Below are 21385 nucleotides of genomic sequence, written 5' to 3'. Positions count from 1 at the left end.
CAGCCAGCCGAAACGCCGGGATCGACTAATCTGCTGGAGATAACAACAAAATACAGGTGATTGCAGTGAGGCAGACCACCGAAGCATTCCGCAGCCGCTATCGCGCCGACATTCATCGGTTTTACAACCCATGGTTGCACGGCACATTTGTGCTGCTGTTCGGGTTGTTGGCCATCGCGGGATTCTGGAACACGGTGCACCACGTCAGGCCACTGGAGTGGACGGCACTGCCCCTGACCCTACTGTTTTTCAACTTCGGCGTGTACAGCGTGCATCGGCACCTAGGGCATCACAAAAAAAGCTTCGCGCGGATGTTCTATGCCCGACATGCCGGCGACCATCACAGTTTTTTCGCCCCGGGGTACATGACCTGCGACAGCCCCCGTGACTGGCGGGTGATTCTGTTTCCGGCCTGGCTGATCGTGCTGCACACCGCAGTGATCACCCTGCCCTTGTGGTGGCTGCTCGAGCAGTTCGATACCAACGTCGCCGGGTTGTTCGGCGGCTGCCTGATTCTCGGTTACCTGGCCTATGAAGTGTTCCATGCCTGCGAGCACTTGCCACCCAAAAATCCACTCGCCCGCCTGCCGTGGATCCGCCAGATGCGCCGCCTGCATGAACTGCATCACCGCCGCGAGCTGATGCAGACGCGCAATTTCAACATCGTTTTTCCGCTGATGGACTACCTGTTCGGCACCCTCTACTGGGAGCCGGAGCCGATCGCCCCACACCCGACGAGAACCGTCATGACCCGCCTGCAGCATCAGATCGACATTGCCGCAAATCCGATTGACGTGCTCGCCTACGCCAGCACCGTGACCCTCTGGCCGCAATGGCATCCGTCGTCCCTCAAGGTCGAGGGACCGCGAGGCCCGTTGCATGCCGGGGCGCGGTTCGAAGAAGAGATCCGGGCCGGCGGGCGTGAGGGGCATTTGAGTTGGGTGGTTGACGAGTATCTGCCGGGACGTCGTTGGAGTGGGCGCGCTCAGGGCGACAATGGCCTGTCATTGACGCTAACTTATGAATGCGAGTGCGACGGTAACGGCACACGGTTTGTTCGCACACTGGAGTATCAGTTCAGCGGCCTGCTGATGAGCATTGCCAACCGACTGCTGCTCAAGCGGCGCATCGATCATGAGTCGGCTGCATCGATGCTGGCCTTGTGCGAAATGGCGCAAAAACACCTTGCTCCGACAGGAGTCCCCGCATGAAACGATCCGTGAAGTTTCGCCACGTCTTGTTGCTGGTAATCGTTGGCATCGGCGGGTTCCTGCTGCTGATGCCGACCAAGGTGCAACCGGTGGCCTGGACGCCGCCACCGGCGCCTTCCCTCACCAGTGGAATCTACGCCGACAACCAGCGCCTCAAAGGCATGAAACGTGTCGGTGCGCCTAATATCGACGGTCCGGAAGCATTGCTGCTGGAAGACAACTTCCTCATCACCGGTCTGCATGACGGTCGGTTGATTCGTACCAACCTCGACGGCACCATCACCAAGGTCCTGGCCGATACCGGCGGCCGCCCGTTGGGACTGGCTCGCCACCCCAACGGGTTGCTGGTGATCGCCGATGGGGTCAAGGGTTTGCTATCGCTGGATGCCCAGGGCCGGTTGATTACATTGACCAACGCCGCCAACGGTGTGCCCTTCGGTTTCACAAACGATGTGGCCATCGACAAGTCCGGGCATTACGCCTATTTCAGTGATGCTTCCAGTCGCTTTGGCTACGGCCAGGACGGCGAGGCCATCATCGAACACGGCGGCGACGGCCGCTTGCTTCGGTATGACTTCCAGACCGGCAAGACCGAAGTCCTGCTGGACAAACTGGAGTTTGCCAACGGTGTGACCCTGGGGCCGGACGAGGCCTACGTACTGGTGAACGAAACCGGTGCCTATCGCATCAGTCGCTACTGGTTGAGCGGGCCGAAGATCAAAACCCACGACCTGTTCATCGATAATTTACCGGGGCTGCCGGACAACCTCGCGTTCAATGGCCGGGATCGCTTCTGGGTGGCGCTGTATGCACCGCGCAATGCATTGCTCGATTCCATGGCGCCACACCCGTTCGTGCGCAAGATGCTTGTGCGGGCGATGACCTTCCTGCCCAAACCAGTGGAGAAGCGTGCGTTCGCGTTGGGGCTGGATGTGGACGGTAAAGTGATCGCCAACTTGCAAGACGGGAGCAGCGACAACTATTCGCCGATCACCACCGTGCGCGAGTACGGCGACTGGTTGTATTTCGGGTCATTGAAGGCCAAACACATGGCCCGGTTGCCGCTGAGCAAGGCACTAAACAACCCATAACAATGACTCGGCCTGTAGCAGCTGGCGAAGCTTGCGTTCGGCTGTGTGTAGGAGCGAGCTTGCTCGCGAAGAAGGACATCCAACACATTTTCCGTGGCTGAACGACCATCGCGAGCAAGCTCGCCCCTACACACAGCCGAAGGCAGGCTTCGCCAGCTACTACAGGGTCATGGGATCAGCGGGATCCCGCATTATCCGTTTCTTCAAGCACCCGCTCGGGGTCCATGGCGGTGGTGTCGTCCTCATCAAGCGATGCGGCACCTTCGTCGGCCGGCAATTCGTCGATTCCCGCTTCATCTTTGGGGTGAACGGCAGTGCGTCCTGGGCTCAGAGGCTCGGGATGAGTCGGGATCGGGTCATACCCGCCCTGTTCTTCACTGGGAAATTTCGGACCGCTCATGAGGCACCTCGCATGGAGCCGTAAATTCGGACTCTATTCATTCGAGGTGCCGGTATTTATTGCCGTTCCAATTATTCAGTCACCGGTCGTCGGTGGTTCAGGACGGCGCCTGGAGTTGCTGGACGATCTTGTCCTTGACCAGCAAGCGTTTTTCCTTGAGTTTTTTCAGCGCGTCGTCAGTGGGTGCATCCGTTTTGGCGGTTTCAGCCTTTACCACCTCAGCGTCCGCTTGCGAATACTTGTTGATCAGTGAATCCAATAACGGATCCTTGGTGCGTCTTTGCTGGATATCTTCCTTTGAAAGTTTCAAGTCCTGATAAAGGTCGTGTGGCACCGGCATGGAACACCTCCGTTTGTTGATCGGTGGCAAACGCGATCGATTGCGTTCACCAACTATCAGAATGGCCTCGGTTAACCGGTTCTGTCGACCGCCTATCGGACCAGCGGTGTCCGTTCGTCGTCATATTGCATTTGCGATAAAACCTTTGTCTCAGCGTCCGCCTCCATTGAATAACGATCACTCGATCAACCATAAAAACTGTCTGGAGAATAACCAATGGACGGATTGACCCTGCGCCACTTCACGCTGGCCGTCGCTTTGAGCACAAACATGGGCCTGGCCTGTGCTGCCACCTCGAATAACTTTGTCGATAATGCGGCCGCCGGTGGCATTGCGGAGATCGAAACCAGCAAACTCGCCCTGGAAAAAAGCGCATCGGCCGACATCAAGGCATTTGCCAACATGATGATCACCGACCATTCCAAGGCCAACGATGAACTCGCGGCGCTGGCGAAAAAACATGACATCAAAGTGCCGGACAACACGACGCTGGTGAAACAGGCCAAGGAAAAAATACTCGACATGCGTGATGAGTCCTTCGATGCGGCCTACGCCAACAATCAGGTCAAGGCTCACGAAGAAGCCATCGAACTATTCAAGAAAGAAGCCAATACGGTGACCGACGACAGAGTCGCAGGGGCCACGGCGCTGAAAGGTTTCGCACAACAAACGTTACCTGCGCTGGAAAAACATCTGGATATGGCAAAAAAACTGCAGGCCGCACACCCAAGCAAGTAGCCCGGGTTTTGAGGGTGCCTGACAGGCCCCCCTCGCGAGCAGGCTCGCTCCCACATTTGATCGCAATTCCATGTGGGAGCGAGCCTGCTCGCGAAGGGGCTAGCGAAAACACTCCCCAATCAACCCTTGCCGAGCACCTTGGCCAAAAACGGCGCCGTCCGGCTCTTTTTGCTTTTGGCGACTGTTTCCGGCGTCCCCGCCACCACAATCTTCCCACCCTGATCCCCCGCCCCCGGTCCGATATCGATCACCCAATCGCTCTGCGCCACCACGCGCATTTCATGCTCGACGACGATTACCGTGTGCCCTGCTGTCACCAGCGTATTCAACTGTTCAAGCAAACGATCGACATCGCGTGGATGCAAGCCAGTGGTGGGCTCGTCGAGTACGTAAAGCGTCGCCCCACGCTGATTGCGTTGAAGCTCGGTAGCCAGTTTGATGCGCTGGGCTTCACCGCCCGACAACTCGGTCGCGGGCTGCCCCAGGCGCAGGTAACCCAGCCCGATATCCCGCAGCACTTCTAGCGAACGGCGAATGCCCGGTTGCTCGGCGAACACCTCGACCGCTTCATCCACTGTCAACTGCAACACCTGGGCGATGTTCAAGCCCTGCCAGATAATCGCCAGCGTCTCGGGATTGTAGCGAGCGCCGTGGCAAGTCGGACATGGCGCGTAAACGCTGGGCATGAACAGCAATTCGACGCTGACAAAGCCTTCGCCTTCGCAGGTCGGGCAACGGCCCTTGGCGACGTTGAAGGAGAACTGGCCCGCGTCGTAACCCGCGGACTGTGCCTGGGGCGTCGCCGCGTACAGCTTGCGCACGTTGTCGAACAGGCCGGTGTAGGTCGCGAGGTTCGAGCGTGGCGTGCGACCGATGGGCTTCTGATCGACTTGCACCAGGCGCTTGATCGAGTCCAGCCCCGCCGTGACCTGACCGCCGCTGACTTGCGGTGCATCGTCCTCAAGGCTCAATGCTTCGGCATCGCTGTCACTGGCCGCACGCCCGAGATGTGCACCGACCAATTCCAGCAGCGCCTGGCTGACCAGGCTCGATTTACCGGAACCGGAAACACCGGTCACCGAGGTGAAACAGCCCAATGGAAACTCGGCGCTGAGGTTGTTCAGGTTATTGCGCGTGATGCCTTCCAGGCGCAGCCAATCGGTTGCCTTGCGGCTGATTCGGGGCTCGGTTACGTGCTGGGCGAACAGGTAAGCGCGGGTCTGTGAGTTCGTCACAGCCGCCAGCCCTGGCGGCGGCCCGCTGTACAGAACCTGACCGCCATGCTCGCCAGCCGCCGGGCCGACGTCGATCAGCCAGTCGGCACGGCGCATGGTTTCCAGGTCGTGCTCGACCACAAACAACGTGTTGCCAGCGGCTTTCAAGCGTTGCAGCGCTTCGAACAGCGCCTCGCCATCCGCCGGATGTAGACCGGCCGACGGTTCATCCAGCACGTAGATCACACCGAATAGCTGTGAGCCCAATTGCGTCGCCAGGCGCAGCCGCTGTAACTCACCGGACGACAACGTCGGCGTGCTGCGCTCCAGCGCCAGGTAACCGAGTCCCAGATCGGTGAGCGTGCTGACCCGCTCCAGCAAGTCCTGGGCAATGCGTTGTGCGGCCAGGCGCTTTTCCACCGACAGGTTGGGCGTGTGGCGCACATCGGGAGCATTGCCGTGCCCACTGGCGCCGTGGGCCACGCGCTGCTCACGAGCCTCACGGGTTTGAGTGTGGGTCAGCACCTCGCCCGCCTCATCCGCCTGTTCGAGGTAGCTGTGAGCGGCCACCGGCTTGAGCACGTGCGCCACTTGCAACAACGGCATCTGCGACAGCTCGCCGATGTCATACCCGGCGAAGGTCACCGACAACGCTTCGCGCTTGAGGCGTTTGCCGTCGCATAAAGGGCAAGGACTGCCGAGCATGAATTGCGAGACGCGCTTCTTCATCAGCGCGCTTTGGGAATGACTGAAGGTATGCAGGATGTAGCGCCGGGCACCGGTGAACGTGCCTTGGTAACTCGGTTCCATGTTGCGCTCCAGGGCGACTTTGGTTTCAGCCGGTGTGAGCCCGGCATACACCGGGACCGTCGGTGTTTCTTCGGTGAAAAGAATCCAGTCGCGCAGTTTTTTCGGCAGATCGCGCCAGGGTTTGTCGACGTCATAACCCAGGGTGACCAGAATGTCGCGCAGGTTTTGCCCCTGCCAGGCCGTGGGCCAGGAAGCGACGGCGCGCTGGCGAATGGTCAGGCTCGGATCGGGCACCATCAGCGCTTCGGTGACTTCGTACACCCGGCCCAGGCCATGACACTCGGAGCACGCGCCCTGAGGCGTGTTCGGCGAAAAGTCCTCCGCATACAGCATCGGTTGCCCCGGCGGGTAACTGCCGGCCCGGGAATACAGCATGCGGATCAGGCTCGACAACGTGGTCACACTGCCCACCGAAGACCGCGTGCTCGGCGTACCGCGCTGTTGCTGCAAGGCGACAGCGGGTGGCAAGCCTTCGATGGAGTCGACGTCCGGCACCCCGACCTGATCGATCAACCGGCGCGCATACGGCGCCACGGATTCGAAATAGCGGCGCTGTGCTTCAGCGTATAGGGTCGAGAACGCCAGCGACGACTTCCCGGAACCGGAGACACCGGTGAACACCACCAAGGCGTCCCGTGGGATGTCGACATCGACGTTTTTGAGGTTGTGTTCCCGGGCGCCGCGCACCCTGACCATGCCGGAGGGTGGAGTGGAGGTGCGCTTGGACGTCATCGAATGGCCTTAGTTAGCTAGCGAAAAAAACACCGACCCAATGTGGGAGCGAGCTTGCTCGCGATGACGGTGGCACATCTAACATCAATGTAACTGGCAGACAGCTATCGCGAGCAAGCTCGCTCCCACAATTTGGATTGTGCTCAGCCGTTCAGGACTGTGCGAACCATTCGGGTGAGTGCTTCTGGCCCGTAGGGTTTGCTCAGCAAATACGTATCGGGGCTGAGTTGGTGATTGCGCGAAATAATGTCACGGGTGTGACCGGAGGTGAACAACACCGCCACCGGTGGCGTCTGCACCTTGGCCCAGGCGGCCAGGTCGGAACTCTTGATCAGCCCCGGCATGACCACGTCGGTGAAAATCAGGTCCACCGCAACGCCTTCCAACAACCTCTGCATGGCGGCATCGCCGTTGGTGGCGGTCAGTACCTGATAGCCCTCTTCACGCAATAGTTCCACGGCCGAGACCCGCACCGCTTCATTGTCCTCGACCACCAGAATGGTTTCGTGTCCACCTCGGTGCTGCGCATCTTGGCTCTTCGTTTCACTCTGCAACGGACGCAGACTGCGGGGAAAATACAGCTGCACCCGAGTGCCCTGCCCCTCGATGCTGGACATCTCGATATGCCCGCCGCTCTGTTTGACGAAACCAAACACCATGCTCAGTCCCAGGCCGGTGCCTTGGCCGTCGGCCTTGGTGGTGAAGAACGGTTCGAAAGCCTGTGCGAGCACCTTCGGTGACATGCCGACACCGGTGTCAGTCACCGTAACGCAGACGTAGTCGCCGGCGACGATGCCCTTGCCTGCACAAAAATGGTGATCGAGGCTGATGTTTTCGGCGCTCAGGCCGATGGTCCCCTCACCTTTCATCGCGTCACGGGCATTGATCGCCAGATTGAGAATGGCGTTCTCCAGTTGGTTGCGATCCACATAGAGGTGCCAGGGCTCTTGCGGCGTGGTCACGTTGATCTGGATGGTTTCTCCCAGCGCCCGCTGCAACAGTTCTGCCAGGCCTTCGAAGATCTGCCGCGCAATGAAGACGGCCGGCGACAATGACTGGCGACGCGCGAACGCGAGCAATTGCGAGGACAGTTTTGCGCCGCGCTCGACGGCGGCAATCGAAGCGCTGACCCGGCGCTGCACGTTGGCGTTGTCTGGCTCGTGTCGCGCCAGCAAATGCAGGTTGCCGGCGATCACTTGCAACAGGTTATTGAAGTCATGGGCCACCCCGCCGGTAAGCCCACCAATGGCTTCGAGCTTCTGGGATTGGCGCAATTGCTCTTCGGCCGCCAGCCGCGCGTCAACTTCGTCGGCGACACGTTGTTCCAGATTACGGGTGAACTTGAGCAAGGATTCTTCGGCGATTTTGCGTTCATGGATGTCAATCAACACGCCGGGAAATCGAAACGGCTCGCCCTGCGCATTGAACTCGCAACAGCCACTCGCCAGCACCCATGAGTAACTGCCATCCGGACGCAGGACGCGGTATTCGGCGTTAAACGGTTCAGCGGTTGCCATCGATTGAATGACCTGTTCCTGGACCCAACTGCGGTCGTCCGGATGGATCCGCGCTTCGGCGATTTCGATGGGCAGGTCGGTCAGGTCCTGATCGGGCGGGTAGGAAAGCGTGCGGGCGAAGCGGTCGTCACCGGACAGCACATTGGCCTTGATGTCCCAGACGAACGAGCCGAGCAATGCACCGGCATTCAGCGCCAGGCGCACCCGTTCGTTGTCGGCACGATAGGCCACTTCGGCGGCCAGGCGTCGGCGTTCGGAAATCATGTGGTCAGTGGTTTCGACCACGATCGCCATGACCCCGGCCGGCGCCCCGTCGTCATTGGCGACCGGGCTGTAATGGAGGTCCATCCAGACGTCTTCGGGGACGCCATCGCGCAACAGCACCAGAACTTTGTTGGTATAGGACAAGGTGCCGCCCGCCAGGCACGTGTCGACCACATGCCGATTGAACTCGGCGACCTCGGGCCAGCCCAGCTCCACCGGGCAACCCAGCAGGTAAGGATGACGGCCACCGGCAAATATCGAGTAAGCGTCGTTATAGATCATGTAACCGGGCCGGCCCCACAGCATCACCAACGGCAGTGGCGAGGCGAGCATCAACTGCACCGCAGCGCTCAGGCTCCTGGGCCAAGAGTCGATAGGGCCAAGCTCGGTCAAGCTCCAATCGAACGCGCGAATTCGCCCGGCCATTTCACCGTTCCAACCCGCACACCCGTGACTATCGTCTAGAAACCGCATCGACTGATTCTGTGTCCGTTTAATTGCGCCCGTTTGTTTCGAGCATCGTGCTCGCCAATGGTTTCATAGAGGTATAGCTGATTCACCTCCTCGTAGGAGCGAGCTTGCTCCGGGCGGCGTTCCGACGATGGAAGTCAGGGCGCCGCGTTCATCCAGGTAGTCCGCGTCTTCGTTAACGTCCTTCGCGAGCAAGCTCGCTCCTACACCCTGCACCTACACATCGATCAAGTGCTTGAGCGGGTGGTACCCGGTTTTCAGCGTGGCGGCGACGTCGAGGATGGCTTTCTCGATGCCGTTCAAATGCATGCAGGTCAGTTCGATGGCGGCGCTTTGGTTGCCGGCCTCGATGTACTCGATCAGCCGCAGGTGTTCGTCATCGCGACAAGCTTCGTGGCTGTCGTCATCCAGCGCAGCCGCGTACAGCGAGGCACGGGAAATCAGCTTCTGGAACCAGTCCAGCAACACCGGGTTATTCAGGCTTTGCGCGAGCTTGATGTGGAACTCGCCGAGCAGATGAATCAGCCGCTCATGGTCGCCACTGCGGTGCGCTTCATCTTCCAGCAACAGGTGATCGCGCAAGTCCTGGGTCACTGCCGTATCACGTCGGCGGCACAGTTCGCTGACGATGCCGATCTCGATCAGGCGCCGGGTTTCGAACAGTGAGCGAATCTCTTCGTCACTCGGTAATGACACCGACGCACCCTTGTTGGGTTCGGTGGTGACCAGGCCATCGGCTTCCAATTGCTTGAGCGCGGCACGAACCGATGTCCGGCTGACATTAAAAAGTTCGGCCAACGATGCCTCGCCGAGCTTCATGCCCGGACGTAATGAACGTTTGCTGATCGCCTCGTAAACCCCTTGGTAGACGCGATCGACCGTTGTTTCCAGTTTCTTCTCCGCCATTCGAACACTCCTTTAGCGCTAAACAACCAACCCGTGGCGGATGACAGCCATTGCAAAAGGGGGTTGCACGAGCAGATTAATCCGGGTATTTCTAAATTGCATCCAGATATTGCATACAATAATTAGAGGATTGCACCATTATGGGTCAACCAATAGCAATCGAAGTGCGTAACGTCTCCAAGCGGTATTCCGACGATCCGGGACTGGCTCCAGCCCTCGACAACGTTTCAGTCGACATTGCCGACAATGAATTCTTCACCCTGCTCGGCCCCTCCGGCTGCGGCAAAACCACCTTGCTACGCACCATCGCCGGCTTCGAACAGGTCAGTGAGGGCGAGATCCGTCTCGCGGGCGAACCGGTCAATGACCTGCCGCCGTTCAAGCGCCGGGTCAACACGGTATTCCAGAGCTACGCACTGTTTCCGCACATGAGTGTTGCGCAGAATATCGCCTTCGGCCTCGAGATGCAGGGTCTTGATCACAAGCAAATTGCGCAGCGCGTTGATGAGATGCTGGCACTGGTGCAAATGCAGCACCTGGCCCAGCGCAAACCCGCCGAGTTGTCCGGTGGTCAGCAGCAACGGGTGGCTCTGGCCCGTGCCCTGGCGCCGAAACCCAAAGTGTTGTTGCTGGACGAACCGCTGTCGGCACTCGACCTCAAGCTGCGCAAGGAAATGCAGGTCGAACTCAAGCGCGTGCAGAAGGAAGCCGGGATCACCTTTATATTCGTCACCCATGATCAGGAAGAAGCCCTGACGCTGTCCGATCGCATCGCGGTGATGTCCGCCGGCAAGATCCTGCAGATCGGCAGCCCCAACGAAATCTACGAACGACCCAGGCATCAGTTCGTCGCCCAGTTCATCGGCGACATCAACTTCCTTCCCGGCCACCTCAAGCGCGGCCAGCAGAACGAAAAGCTCTTCGTGCCCAGCGGCATGCCGGTGGAAATCCCCTGCCCGGCTCAAGGCTTCGACGGCGCAAAAGTGCAACTGGCGTTCCGCCCGGAACGTTCGCAACTGGTCGACCTGGCGCAGCCGCATCATCTGCGCGGGGTGATCGAAGCGGTGTTGTATGTCGGCACCGCCACCCTTTACCAGTGCCGGTTGAACAACGACATCAAGGTCATGCTGCGCGAGAACAACGAAGGCCTGGACCGCGGCCGGGTGGTCGGCGACCGCGTGGCGGTCAACCTGCCGCCCCACGCCTGCCTGTTGATGGAGGCCTGAGATGAGCGTCAGCAGCACTTCTCCCGCCCTCAACCGCGCGCTGTTACTCAGCCCGGTGGTTCTGACCTTGCTGGCCCTGATCGCGATTCCACTGGGCATCATGGGCTACATCAGCCTGCTGCCGCGCAACGTGTATGGCGGTGTCGACTGGCAGGCCAACTGGCAATTGCAAAGCTACGTGCAGCTGTTTTTCCAGGAAGGTTTCGACGGTGAACTGGAGTTGAACTGGGTGTACGCCCAAGCGCTGTTGCGCTCGGTGTTCCAGGCCGGTGGCACCACGTTACTGTGTTTCCTGTTCGGCTTCCCGGTGGCCTTGTGGATGTCGAGCCTGACACCGCGCCGACGCAACCTCATGGTCTTGCTGATCACCATTCCGTTCTGGACCAACCTGCTGATCCGCAACTATGCGTGGCTGATCATCCTGCGCGAGCAGGGCTGGGTCGCCCAAAGCCTCAACGCGCTGTTCCCTCAGGCCGGCGGTATCACCCTGCTCTACAACGACTTCGCGGTCAGCGTCGGGCTGGTCTACAGCTTCCTGCCGTTCATGATTTTGCCGATCTACTCGACTCTGGAAAAACTCGACTGGCGTCTGGTCGAAGCCGCTTACGACCTCGGTGCCAATCGCTGGCACGCGTTGAAGCGGATCATCCTGCCGCTGTCGATGCCGGGGGTGATTGCCGGTGCGCTGCTGGTGTTCGTGCCGAGCCTCGGCGCCTTCATCACCCCAGCGATTCTCGGCGGTGGCAAGACGCTGATGATCGGCAACCTGATCCAGCAACAGTTCGGCACCGCGCGCAACTGGCCGCTGGGCAGTTCGCTGTCGTTCCTGCTGCTGGGAATTCTCCTGCTGTCCCTGGTGCTTTACGCCCTCTATAGCCGCAGCGCGGCAAAAACGCTTCGTCGGGGAGCCACCGCATGATCGCCCTGCACCTGAAAAAACTGCCGCTGACCCGCGAAGTCAGCCTGCTGATCCTGGCCTATTTGTACCTGCCGATCCTGGTGCTGATTGCCTACAGCTTCAACGCCAATCGCTCGGCGACGGTGTGGACCGAGTTCTCGTTCGCCTGGTACGGACGAATTCTGGCGAACCCGTCGATCCAGACGGCGGCGCTGAACTCGATCATTGTCGCCAGTATCGCCACGGCCTGCGCCACGGCCATTGCGTTGCTCGCGGCGTTGGCGACTTACCGGCCGTTTTACGGGCAGAAGATGGTCGAAGGCGGGATCAACTTACCGCTGATCCTGCCGGAGATCGTCACGGCCGTGGCCACCTTGCTGCTGTTCATGGCACTGGGAATCAAGCTCGGTTTGCTGACGGTAATCGTTGCACACATCGGCTTCTGCATTCCCTTCGCTTACCTGCCGATTCGTGCGCGGCTCAACGACCTCGACAAAAGTCTGCTGGAGGCAGCGAACGATCTGTACGCCAACCCCTGGCAGGTGTTTCACCGGGTGACGTTGCCGCTGCTGTGGCCGGCGGTGTTGTCCGGTTCGGTGCTGGCCTTCGTGGTCAGCCTCGACGACTTCATCATGACATTCTTTGTGGCCGGTCCGGGTTCCACCACCTTGCCGGTGTACATCTTCTCGGCGATCAAGGCTGGCGTGACGCCGGAGATCAACGCGATCTCGACCTTGATGCTGGTGATTTCCATCGTGCTGGTGGTGCTGGCCTTCTGGCTGGGACAGCGCGGCAAAAACCAATGAGTCCTTCCCTTCTGGAGCGTAAAGCGATGATCTTGAAAACCATGCGTTATGGCGTCGCCGGTCTGGCCCTCAGTTGCTTCACTGTTTTTACCGCGCAGGCCGCCGAGCCCAAGGAGCTGTTCTTCTATAACTGGACCGATTACTACCCGGTCGATTTGCTGGCCAAGTTCGAAAAGGAAACCGGCATCAAGGTCACCATGGACGGCTACGACAGCAACGAAACCCTGTTGGCCAAGTTGCAGGCCGGCGGCGCGGCGTATGACGTGATCGTGCCCTCCCAATCGATCATGCGCACATTGATCAATCAGGACCTGTTGCTGGAAATCGACACCTCGACCCTGCCCAACTTCCAGTACGTCAAACCCGCCTTTCGCGACCCGAGTTTCGATCCCGGCCGCAAGTTCTCGGCACCGTATTTGTGGGGCACCACCGGGTTCTCCTATGACAGCGCGCGCGTGCCCGGCGGCAAACTGGACGACTCGTGGAAAGAGTTCTTCGAACCGCGCAAGGAACTGCAAGGACAACTCGCCGCCCTCGACACCTCCAGCAGTGTGATCAACGCTGCCAGCCATTACCTGAACGTCGACGAGTGCAGCGAAAACCCGCAGGACGCCAAGCGCATTCTGGAACTGCTGCAAAAACAGAAACCGTTCTTGAAGATGTACAGCTCGGACAACACCGTCGACCGCATGGCGTCCGGTGAAGTGATCATGATGCAGAACTGGAACGGTTCTACCGCCCGGGCCACGTTGCAGAAGAGCACGATCAGGTACGTCTATCCACGTGAAGGCCTGGCGATGTTCCAGGACAACTTCGCCGTACCGAAAAGCGCACCGCACCCCGGCAACGCGAAAATTTTCATCGACTGGATGATGAAACCGGAAAACGCCGCCGCCGTGTCCAATGCCATCGCCTATGACAACGGGATCCAGAGCGACAAGCTAATCGACGCCAAATGGCGGGTTATGGACGCCATCAACATGCCTGAAGAGTTCGCCTCGCGCCTGCGGCCTGAGAAAGAGTGCAGTAACAAGGCGCGGGAACTGCAGGACCGGATCTGGGCGAAGCTCAAGGGCTGATTACCTGGCTTGAGACCGAGTCGCGGCCATCGCGAGCAAGCTCGCTCCCACAGGGTATTAGGTTGTTCACATATTCCATGTTCAACACAAAACCACTGTGGGAGCGAGCTTGCTCGCGATGAGGCCCGCCCTAACACCCTAAAATTCGAGGTTCAAAATGACCCATCCCCGCTGGCTGCGCAATGTGCGGCCCTACGGTTCCTCCGCCGAAGACCTGCTTCTGGAAGACGGCCTGTTCAAACAGCGTCGTCCGGCATCAACTGCGGCCCTGGCCCCCACCGACATCGACGGCCAAAACCAGCTACTCACCCCCGCCCTGGTGGAAAGCCACGTCCACCTCGACAAAACCCTCTGGGGCCAACCCTGGCGCCCGAACAGCGCCGGCCCGACCTTGAAGGACTACATCAGCAACGAGCGCCGCGTCCTGCGTGAAGTCGACGCACCGATTGCCCAACGCGCCGGCGCCCTGCTGGAAAACTGCATCGCCCGCGGGTCGCTGACCCTGCGCTGCCACGTCGACATCGACCCTGATTTCGGCCTGCGCCATGTCGAGGCCATGCAGCAATTGCGCGAGCGCTACCGCGACCTGATCGACCTGCAACTGGTGGTGTTCCCGCAAACCGGCCTGATCAGCCGGCCCGGCACCGCCGGACTGATGCGCGAAGCCATGGCCCTGGGCGTGGAGAATGTGGGTGGCCTCGACCCGTGCGGCATCGACAACGACCCCATCGCCCAGCTCGACTTCGTGTTCAAACTGGCCAGCGAATTCGACCGTGGCGTCGACATTCACCTGCATGACAAAGGTGAACTGGGCCTGTGGCAGATCGCGCTGATCGCCGACTACACCGAGCGCTTCGGCCGTCAGGGCCGGGTCATGATCAGTCACGCGTACTGCCTTGGGATGTTGCCGTGGAGTCAGATCAAACCGGTGGCCGAGCGATTGTCGGCCCTGGGGATTTCGCTGATGAGCTCGGCACCGGCCGATTGCGCGGTGCCGCCGTTCCTCGCGCTGCGTGAGGCCGGGGTGAATGTGTGCCTGGGCTCGGACGGCATTCGCGATGCCTGGTCACCCATGGGCAACGGCGACATGCTGGAGCGGGCAATGCTCTTGGCGTTCCGTTTTGACTTGAACAAGGACGAGGAACTGGCGGCGGCGTTTGAGGCGGCAACGATAAACGGTGCCCGGGCCTTGGGCTGTGAGGGTTATGGACTGGAGATTGGCCGGCCTGCGGACTTTTTGCTGATGCCGGTGCAAACCTTGGGTGAAGCGGTGGTTTCGCGTCCCGTGCGGCAGGTCTATCGCGGCGGCGAATTGATTGCCTCCGGTGGCCGGCTGCTGGAAAGCCGTTTGTGAAGCGCATCGGCCTTAAAGCCACTTGCGTGGTGGGATTCGACGGCGCGCAACACGTGTTGTGGCGCGACGGCGAAGTGGTGTTCGAAGGCTCGCGCATTGTGTTTGTGGGCCGTGACTATCGGGGGCTGGTAGATCAATGGATCGACTACGGCAATGCGTTGATCGGCCCCGGCTTTATCGATCTGGATGCGCTGGGGGATCTTGATTCCACAGTGCTGACGCTGGACAACGGCGATGAACGCGACATGGGCCGGATGTGGTCCGAGGACTACCTGGCGGCGGGTCCACGGGAGAGTTACACCGCGGATGAAGAAGTCTTCAAATACCGCTATGCGTTCACTCAGCTGATTCGCAATGGCATCACCACGGCCATGCCAATCACGTCGATGTACTACCGTGAGTGGGCCGAGACTTACGACGAGTTTGCCGCGGTGGTCGGCGTCGCTGCCGAGTTGGGGCTGCGGGCTTACCTCGGCCCCTGCTACATGAGCGGCATGAGTTACTGGCGGGCCGACGGCACCTTGGGGCATCACTGGGATGAACCCCGAGGAATGGCCGGACTCGATGCGGCTTGTCGCTTTTTCAACGATTTCGACGGCACGCACGACGGTTTGATTCGCGGCGCATTGCTGCCGGATCGCATCCAGACCTGCACCCCGGCGCTGCTCAAACGCACCGCCGCGCTGAGCCGGGAACTGAACGCGCCGATGCGTTTGCATTGCTGCCAGGGGCTCGGTGAGGTGGCGATGGTTGAGCAACTGCGCGGCACGTCGCCACTGGGTTGGTTGCAGCAACTGGACCTGTTGACCCCACGTAGCCTATTGCCTCACGGCATTTACACCGATGGCGATGACGACCTGCAACGTGTGGTGGATGGCGGCGCAAGTCTGGTGCATTGCCCGGTGGTGTTTGCCCGGGACGGCGAGGCGCTGAACTCCTTCGGGCGCTATCGGGCCAAGGGCATCAACTTCGCACTGGGCACTGACACCTGGCCGGCGGACTTGTTGGAGAACATGCGCCAGGGGTTGAACATCGCTCGTTTGATGGAGGGCAGCGCCGCGTTGACCAGCACGCTCGACCTGTACAACGCCGCCACGCTCGGCGGTGCCAAGGCCTTGGGCCGTGACGATCTCGGCCGTCTGGCGCCGGGAGCGAAGGCCGACATCACGGTGTTCAATCTCCGCGGTTTGCACCTCGGGCCGCTGTTTGACCCGCTGAAAAACCTGGTGCTCGCCGGGCGCGGCGACGACTGCATCGCCAGCTACATCAACGGCCGCTGCGTGATGCAGGATGGCCAGGTCCAAGGCATCGACTACGCCGCCTTGCAACGCCAGGCGCAACAACAATTCGAAAAACTGATGCGCAGTCACAGCGACCGAGCCTTTGGCAGACCGAACTGGAAGGCGCTTTTCAAACCGGCCATCCCGTTCGCTGACGACTACAGCGCACACGTGCCGTTGAGCGCGATTGATCCCCTTCCCTTGGGGAAGTACTGATGGCGCATGTTCGGGATGAACTGATCGACCCGAAAACCTTGTACATCGATCAGCTGGGACTCGATGCGATTGGGCGGATGGGTGGGCATGGGTATGCGCGCACGCGGGATTATTTTGATTTGCCGACGCGGTCGTTGCAGGCGTGGACGGACGCGCCGGGGGGCGGGGAAAGGTTTTGGCCCGAGGTCAAATGTAGGAGCGAGCTTGCTCGCGAAAAACATCAACGATAATGCGGATTGCCTGACGAACTGCGTTGTCCGGACGTCCATCGCGAGCAGGCTCGCTCCCACAGGGGATCTGCGACAGCCACAGGTTTTGCATTCAGCAGGGGTACGGATCAGTGGAAATCCCGACTGCGCACGCTAATGCCGTCGAGCAACGGGCTCAGGTCACTCAGACGTCCGGCAATCAAATGCCGCACCTCCCCTTCCTTTTCCCAGCGACCATCGACCTTGAGCAGCTGCGAGCCGACCAACACCTGCCGCTGTCGTTCGGCCAGGTCGCGCCAGACAATGACGTTGACGTTGCCGAACTCGTCCTCAAGGGTGACAAACGTTACACCACTGGCAGTGCCCGGACGTTGTCGACCGGTCACCAGCCCGGCGACGCTGACCGGGCGTCCATGTTCGACCGTCATCAATTCCTTTGAACTGCGGCAGCGCCGGGCTTTCAATTCAGCCCGCAGCAACGCCAGCGGATGCGGCCCGAGGGTGGTGCCGACACTGTTGTAATCCGCCAGCAGGTCTTCGCCCACCGTGGGTTTGGGCAACGACACCGCGTCTTCTTCCTGACTCGGCAAGCCGGCGAACAAGCCGAGTTGCTTCTGCACACCCGCCACTTCCCAGCGCGCCCGATGCCGGTCACCCGCCAGCCCGCGCAGCGCCCCGGCATCGGCTAATTGTTCTTGCGCACGCGCATCGAGCTGCGCCCGTTCGCCAAGGTCGGCAATGTCGACAAAAGCACCCCTGGACCGCGCCGCTTCGATGCGTCGGGCATCGTCCTCGCGAAAGCCCTTGATCATCCGCATCCCCATGCGTATCGCCGGCTGTGCACCAATGACCGGTTCAAGGCCGCAATCCCAGTCGCTGGCCCGCACGTCCACCGGGCGAATCTGCAAATGATGCCGCCGCGCGTCCTGCAGAATCTGGTCCGGGCTGTAAAAACCCATCGGCCAACTGTTGATCAGCGCACAGGCGAAGGCCGCAGGCTCGTGGCATTTCAACCAGCAGCTGGCGTAAGTCAGCAAAGCAAAACTGGCGGCGTGGGACTCGGGAAAACCATAGCTGCCAAAGCCTTTGATCTGCTCGAAGATTTGCGCGGCAAACTCGGCCGTGTAGCCGTTTTTTTTCATCCCGGCGGCTAGACGTTCCTTGTGCGGTTCGAGCCCGCCGTGGCGTTTCCAGGCGGCCATCGAGCGCCGCAATTGATCGGCCTCCCCGGGGCTGTAGTCGGCGGAGACGATTGCAATTTGCATCACCTGTTCTTGAAACAACGGCACGCCCAGGGTGCGCTTGAGCACGGCTTCCAGTGCCGGGGACGGATAGGTCTCGGGCTCCTCCTTGTTTCGCCGCCGCAAGTACGGGTGCACCATGCCGCCCTGAATAGGTCCGGGCCGAACGATCGCCACCTCAATCACCAGATCATAGAACTGACGGGGCTTGAGCCTGGGCAGCATCGACATTTGTGCCCGGGACTCGATCTGGAACACGCCGATGGTGTCGGCACGGCCGATCATGTCGTAGGTCAGTGAGTCTTCGGAGGGCACCGTCGCCAGACTCAAGTCCAGATGGCGATGACGGCGCAGCAAATCGAAACAGCGACGAATCGCGCTGAGCATGCCCAAGGCCAGAATGTCCACTTTGAGCAGCCCCACCGCGTCGAGATCGTCCTTGTCCCACTGGATGATAGTGCGGTCGGCCATCGCGGCGTTTTCCACTGGGACCAGACTGTCCAATGGTTGTTCGGAAATCACGAAGCCGCCGGGGTGCTGGGACAGGTGCCGGGGGAATCCAATCAACTGTTGAGTCAGGCTGAGTACCCGACGCAACACCGGGCTCTCGGGGTCGAACCCGCCTTCAAGCAGGCGCTCGACAGGCGGTGTCTGGTCGCTCCAGTGACCGCAGCAATCGGCCAGGGCATTGATTTGATCCGGCGGCAAACCCAACGCTTTAGCCACGTCGCGCACCGCCCCGGCAGCGTGATAAGTGCTGACCACGGCGGTCAGCGCCGCCCGGGTGCGACCGTAACGCTGGAACACGTATTGGAGGACCTCTTCGCGGCGCTCGTGCTCGAAATCGACGTCGATGTCCGGCGGTTCGTTGCGCTCCTTGGACAGAAAGCGCTCGAACAGCATGTTCATCCGGTCGGGGTCGATCTCGGTGATGCCCAAGGCGAAACACACCGCCGAGTTGGCTGCAGAGCCTCGCCCCTGACAGAGAATTTTCTGGCGCCGGGCGAAGGCGACGATGTCCTGCACGGTGAGAAAATAACTTTCGTAACCCAGCTCGGCGATCAGCCCCAGCTCCTTGTCGATCAATCTGCGCACCTTCTCGCTCGCGCCTTCGGGCCAGCGCTCGCGAAGGCCACGCTCGGTCAGTTCGCGCAGCCAGGAGTCGGCGCTATGACCTTGCGGCACCAACTCCCGGGGATACTGATAACGCAGCTGGCCGAGGTCAAAGGTGCAGCGCCGGGCGATGGTCAAGGTTTCAGCCAGCAGTGTTGGCGGGTAGATCGATTGCAGCACATCAAGGCTGCGCAAATGACGCTCGCCATTGGGGTGCAAGCGTAACCCGGCCTCGGCCACCGGCAGGTGATGACGGATCGCGGTCATGGTGTCCTGCAAGGCACGCCGCCCGCGAGCGTGCATGTGTACATCGCCACTGGCCACTGCCGGAATTCGCAGGTCGCCGGCCAGGGTCAGCAGTGCGGCCAGCCGTCGGGCATCATCCTGGCCACAATGCAACTGCACCGCCAGCCACAGGCGCTCAGCGAAGGTCTGTTTCAGCCAGTGACCGTTGGCCATATCATCGACCGTGTCCGGCACCCACAACGCCAACACACCCGACAAGGGTTCACTGAAGTCTTCGCGCACGACTTGATACTGGCCTTTGTGCGTGCGGCGCCGGGCTCGGGTAATCAATCGGCACAGGTTTTGGTAACCCTCGAGATTTTCCACCAGCAGCACCAGTTTCGGGCCGTTCTCGATACGGATTTCACTGCCGATGATCAGCGACAGCTCAACGGACCTGGCCGCTTGCCAGGCGCGAACAATGCCGGCCAATGTGCATTCATCGGTGATCGCCAGGGCCTGATAGCCCTGCTGTTTCGCCCGTTGAAAGAGCTCAAGGGCACTGGAAGCACCGCGCTGGAAACTGAAGTTCGACAGGCAGTGCAGCTCGGCATACTCGACGCTCATGCGAACCAGCCTTGCAGCCACAAGGGACCGCCCTCGCCTACCGTGCGATAGGCCCAGCCCTGCTGGCCGGTACGGGTCCGGATCAGGTAATAGTCGCGGCGAACGTCGGCACCGTCCCACCAACCGGACTCAATACGCTCCGGCCCCATGAGGATGCGCGTCGAGCCTTCGTGGATCGCCTGCGGTTGCGTCAGCAACCAGCCCGGACGCTGCACACCTGACAACCCCGCACAGGGCTGGCTATCGGCACGCGCCTGCCACGCACACTCCGGTCGGTGATCCGCCTGGAACCGCAAGCCCTGCACCGCGTCATCCCCGAGCCGCGCGCGCAAGCGTTCGCGCAGTTGCTCCCAGGGCAATGACTGCTGCGGGCGGTCGTCGAATAGCGCTTGGCATTGCGGGACAAAGCTCGGCAGATCTTCGGCGCGCAGACGAAAACCCCGGACGGGCGCCTCGACCTGGACCTGCTCCAGCCGTCCCCGGGCCAGCTCGAAGAGCATCGCCGGATCGCGCTCGGCACTGAGCAGACCGACCTTGATCACGCTATCCGGCAACCCGGCGTGTTCCAGGTGCAGGTCGAAACGCTGGACGCCACTGTCCCGGCCGCAGAGGAACGCCGACAAATCACTGGTCAGGCGTCTTAAAGGAAACAGCAACGCCTGATGGGACTGCACATCGAAATTGAGCTCGATGCGCACATCGAAGCGGTCCGGCGGCAAGTAAAACGCCAGCGCCAGTTGCCGCGTGCCGAACAAGGCGTCCAGATGCTTGAGCACCTGCGCCTCGAAACGCCGGGCCAGGCTATGACGAGGCAACGCCTGCACCTGGCTCAAGGTGCGCAACCCCATCCGCGACAACGCCGTGGCCACCGCCGGTTCCAGAGCGATCCGGTCGACGGGCAACTGCCCGAGGTGGTGCTGCAGAGCTTGATCGTCGGGCACCACCAGACCGTCATATGCATTGGCCAATACCCGCGCAGCCACCGGGTTCGGTGCGGCAACAATCCGGTGGCGAAAACCCAGCTCGCCGAGTTCGGTGCGCAACCGCGCCTCGAACTGCGGCCAGGGCCCGAACAACCCCAGGCTGGATTCGATTTCAAACACCACGGCACGCGGGTAATGCACGCTGACCTGTGAACTGAAGCGGTAAGCCCAAGCGGCCAGAAACTGCTGCCAGTGTTCGATCTCGGCGACGTCGTACTCAGCCGTGACAAAACCTTTGCTCAAGGCCTGCGCGGCGGTCATCGATTGGCCCGGACGCAAGCCCAGCGCCCGTGCCGAAGCGTTGACCGCTTGCAACACCCGACGCTGGGCCGGGCCGGTCAGCAGCGCCAGCGGCTCATCGGGGTCGGCACGCTGACGCAGTACCGCGTCCAGCGCCAATTGCGGGAAAAGTATGCAAACCCAGCGCATGGCAA

At 60.8% G+C, this 21385-nt stretch carries 16 protein-coding genes and 1 pseudogene; 10 read left to right on the top strand and 7 right to left on the bottom strand.

The window, feature by feature from the left end; translation table 11 throughout:
- Positions 1–65 precede the first annotated feature (65 nt).
- Both AC1MDT_RS05195 and AC1MDT_RS05190 read left to right on the top strand, forming a co-directional pair.
- Positions 66–1211, top strand: coding sequence for an SRPBCC family protein (locus tag AC1MDT_RS05195; protein ID WP_480421015.1), 1146 nt, complete (start codon positions 66–68; stop codon positions 1209–1211).
- Positions 1208–2302, top strand: a complete 1095-nt coding sequence (locus AC1MDT_RS05190) for an SMP-30/gluconolactonase/LRE family protein (protein WP_480421014.1) — start codon at positions 1208–1210, stop codon at positions 2300–2302. Before AC1MDT_RS05195 ends, AC1MDT_RS05190 begins: the two co-directional genes overlap by 4 nt.
- A gap of 175 nt (positions 2303–2477) precedes the next feature.
- On the opposite strand, the gene AC1MDT_RS05185 is transcribed toward AC1MDT_RS05190, so the two are convergent.
- Both AC1MDT_RS05185 and AC1MDT_RS05180 read right to left on the bottom strand, forming a co-directional pair.
- Positions 2478–2702 carry a hypothetical protein gene (locus AC1MDT_RS05185; protein WP_480421013.1) on the bottom strand — a complete coding sequence of 75 codons (225 nt, stop codon included), beginning with the start codon at positions 2700–2702 and terminating at the stop codon, positions 2478–2480.
- 97 nt (positions 2703–2799) lie between these two features.
- A complete protein-coding gene (locus tag AC1MDT_RS05180) occupies positions 2800–3042 on the bottom strand; it encodes a DUF465 domain-containing protein (protein WP_480421012.1) in 243 nt (80 codons plus the stop codon).
- A gap of 216 nt (positions 3043–3258) precedes the next feature.
- Here AC1MDT_RS05180 and AC1MDT_RS05175 point away from each other — a divergent pair, with 216 nt between their 5' ends.
- Positions 3259–3780: a DUF4142 domain-containing protein gene (locus AC1MDT_RS05175; protein ID WP_480421011.1), complete on the top strand. Its 522-nt coding sequence runs from the start codon at positions 3259–3261 to the stop codon at positions 3778–3780.
- A gap of 119 nt (positions 3781–3899) precedes the next feature.
- Here the strand turns inward: AC1MDT_RS05175 and AC1MDT_RS05170 are convergent, their stop codons facing one another.
- From AC1MDT_RS05170 to AC1MDT_RS05160, 3 genes are all read right to left on the bottom strand, one after another.
- The gene (locus tag AC1MDT_RS05170; RefSeq protein WP_480421010.1) at positions 3900–6536 is read right to left on the bottom strand and encodes an excinuclease ABC subunit UvrA; all 2637 of its coding nucleotides are present in this window, start codon (positions 6534–6536) and stop codon (positions 3900–3902) included.
- A 143-nt stretch (positions 6537–6679) separates the two neighbouring features.
- Positions 6680–8791 (bottom strand): hybrid sensor histidine kinase/response regulator, encoded by a 2112-nt coding sequence (locus tag AC1MDT_RS05165; RefSeq protein WP_480421009.1) that lies wholly within the window; start codon positions 8789–8791, stop codon positions 6680–6682.
- 213 nt (positions 8792–9004) lie between these two features.
- On the bottom strand, positions 9005–9694 hold the full coding sequence (locus AC1MDT_RS05160) for a GntR family transcriptional regulator (protein ID WP_480421008.1): 690 nt from the start codon (positions 9692–9694) through the stop codon (positions 9005–9007).
- Between the two features lie 140 nt (positions 9695–9834).
- Between AC1MDT_RS05160 and AC1MDT_RS05155 the strand changes: the two genes are divergently transcribed.
- The 7 genes and pseudogenes from AC1MDT_RS05155 to AC1MDT_RS05125 form a co-directional block, all read left to right on the top strand.
- A complete protein-coding gene (locus tag AC1MDT_RS05155) occupies positions 9835–10920 on the top strand; it encodes an ABC transporter ATP-binding protein (protein WP_480421007.1) in 1086 nt (361 codons plus the stop codon).
- 1 nt (position 10921) lies between these two features.
- On the top strand, positions 10922–11839 hold the full coding sequence (locus AC1MDT_RS05150; protein ID WP_480421006.1) for an ABC transporter permease: 918 nt from the start codon (positions 10922–10924) through the stop codon (positions 11837–11839).
- Positions 11836–12624: an ABC transporter permease gene (locus AC1MDT_RS05145; protein WP_480421005.1), complete on the top strand. Its 789-nt coding sequence runs from the start codon at positions 11836–11838 to the stop codon at positions 12622–12624. The genes AC1MDT_RS05150 and AC1MDT_RS05145 overlap by 4 nt, the downstream gene beginning before the upstream one ends.
- 26 nt (positions 12625–12650) lie before the next feature.
- On the top strand, positions 12651–13703 hold the full coding sequence (locus AC1MDT_RS05140) for an extracellular solute-binding protein (RefSeq protein ID WP_480422706.1): 1053 nt from the start codon (positions 12651–12653) through the stop codon (positions 13701–13703).
- 157 nt (positions 13704–13860) lie between these two features.
- On the top strand, positions 13861–15057 hold the full coding sequence (locus AC1MDT_RS05135) for an amidohydrolase family protein (protein WP_480421004.1): 1197 nt from the start codon (positions 13861–13863) through the stop codon (positions 15055–15057).
- Positions 15054–16553, top strand: coding sequence for an amidohydrolase family protein (locus AC1MDT_RS05130; RefSeq protein ID WP_480421003.1), 1500 nt, complete (start codon positions 15054–15056; stop codon positions 16551–16553). The genes AC1MDT_RS05135 and AC1MDT_RS05130 overlap by 4 nt, the downstream gene beginning before the upstream one ends.
- A pseudogene (locus AC1MDT_RS05125) lies at positions 16541–16783 on the top strand (hypothetical protein); the annotation flags it as partial. The gene AC1MDT_RS05130 and the pseudogene AC1MDT_RS05125, both read left to right, overlap by 13 nt.
- Positions 16784–16890: 107 nt before the next feature.
- On the opposite strand, the gene AC1MDT_RS05120 reads toward AC1MDT_RS05125, so the two are convergent.
- Together AC1MDT_RS05120 and AC1MDT_RS05115 are read right to left on the bottom strand one after the other, a co-directional pair.
- Positions 16891–19989 (bottom strand): error-prone DNA polymerase, encoded by a 3099-nt coding sequence (locus AC1MDT_RS05120; RefSeq protein ID WP_480421002.1) that lies wholly within the window; start codon positions 19987–19989, stop codon positions 16891–16893.
- The gene (locus AC1MDT_RS05115) at positions 19965–21380 is read right to left on the bottom strand and encodes a Y-family DNA polymerase (protein WP_480421001.1); all 1416 of its coding nucleotides are present in this window, start codon (positions 21378–21380) and stop codon (positions 19965–19967) included. Before AC1MDT_RS05115 ends, AC1MDT_RS05120 begins: the two co-directional genes overlap by 25 nt.
- Positions 21381–21385: the final 5 nt, after the last annotated feature.

The sequence above is a fragment of the Pseudomonas sp. ASL7 genome (assembly GCF_056680375.1).
This window is presented reverse-complemented; position numbering and strand designations above follow the sequence as displayed.

Excerpts from the sequence above, each read along its gene's own strand:
- AC1MDT_RS05190 (WP_480421014.1), top strand. The coding sequence starts at position 1,208 with ATGAAACGATCCGTGAAGTTTCGCCACGTCTTGTTGCTGGTAATCGTT.
- AC1MDT_RS05185 (WP_480421013.1), bottom strand. The coding sequence starts at position 2,702 with ATGAGCGGTCCGAAATTTCCCAGTGAAGAACAGGGCGGGTATGACCCG.
- AC1MDT_RS05180 (WP_480421012.1), bottom strand. The coding sequence starts at position 3,042 with ATGCCGGTGCCACACGACCTTTATCAGGACTTGAAACTTTCAAAGGAA.
- AC1MDT_RS05175 (WP_480421011.1), top strand. The coding sequence starts at position 3,259 with ATGGACGGATTGACCCTGCGCCACTTCACGCTGGCCGTCGCTTTGAGC.
- AC1MDT_RS05170 (WP_480421010.1), bottom strand. The coding sequence starts at position 6,536 with ATGACGTCCAAGCGCACCTCCACTCCACCCTCCGGCATGGTCAGGGTG.
- AC1MDT_RS05165 (WP_480421009.1), bottom strand. The coding sequence starts at position 8,791 with ATGCGGTTTCTAGACGATAGTCACGGGTGTGCGGGTTGGAACGGTGAA.
- AC1MDT_RS05160 (WP_480421008.1), bottom strand. The coding sequence starts at position 9,694 with ATGGCGGAGAAGAAACTGGAAACAACGGTCGATCGCGTCTACCAAGGG.
- AC1MDT_RS05155 (WP_480421007.1), top strand. The coding sequence starts at position 9,835 with ATGGGTCAACCAATAGCAATCGAAGTGCGTAACGTCTCCAAGCGGTAT.
- AC1MDT_RS05150 (WP_480421006.1), top strand. The coding sequence starts at position 10,922 with ATGAGCGTCAGCAGCACTTCTCCCGCCCTCAACCGCGCGCTGTTACTC.
- AC1MDT_RS05145 (WP_480421005.1), top strand. The coding sequence starts at position 11,836 with ATGATCGCCCTGCACCTGAAAAAACTGCCGCTGACCCGCGAAGTCAGC.
- AC1MDT_RS05140 (WP_480422706.1), top strand. The coding sequence starts at position 12,651 with ATGATCTTGAAAACCATGCGTTATGGCGTCGCCGGTCTGGCCCTCAGT.
- AC1MDT_RS05135 (WP_480421004.1), top strand. The coding sequence starts at position 13,861 with ATGACCCATCCCCGCTGGCTGCGCAATGTGCGGCCCTACGGTTCCTCC.
- AC1MDT_RS05115 (WP_480421001.1), bottom strand. The coding sequence starts at position 21,380 with ATGCGCTGGGTTTGCATACTTTTCCCGCAATTGGCGCTGGACGCGGTA.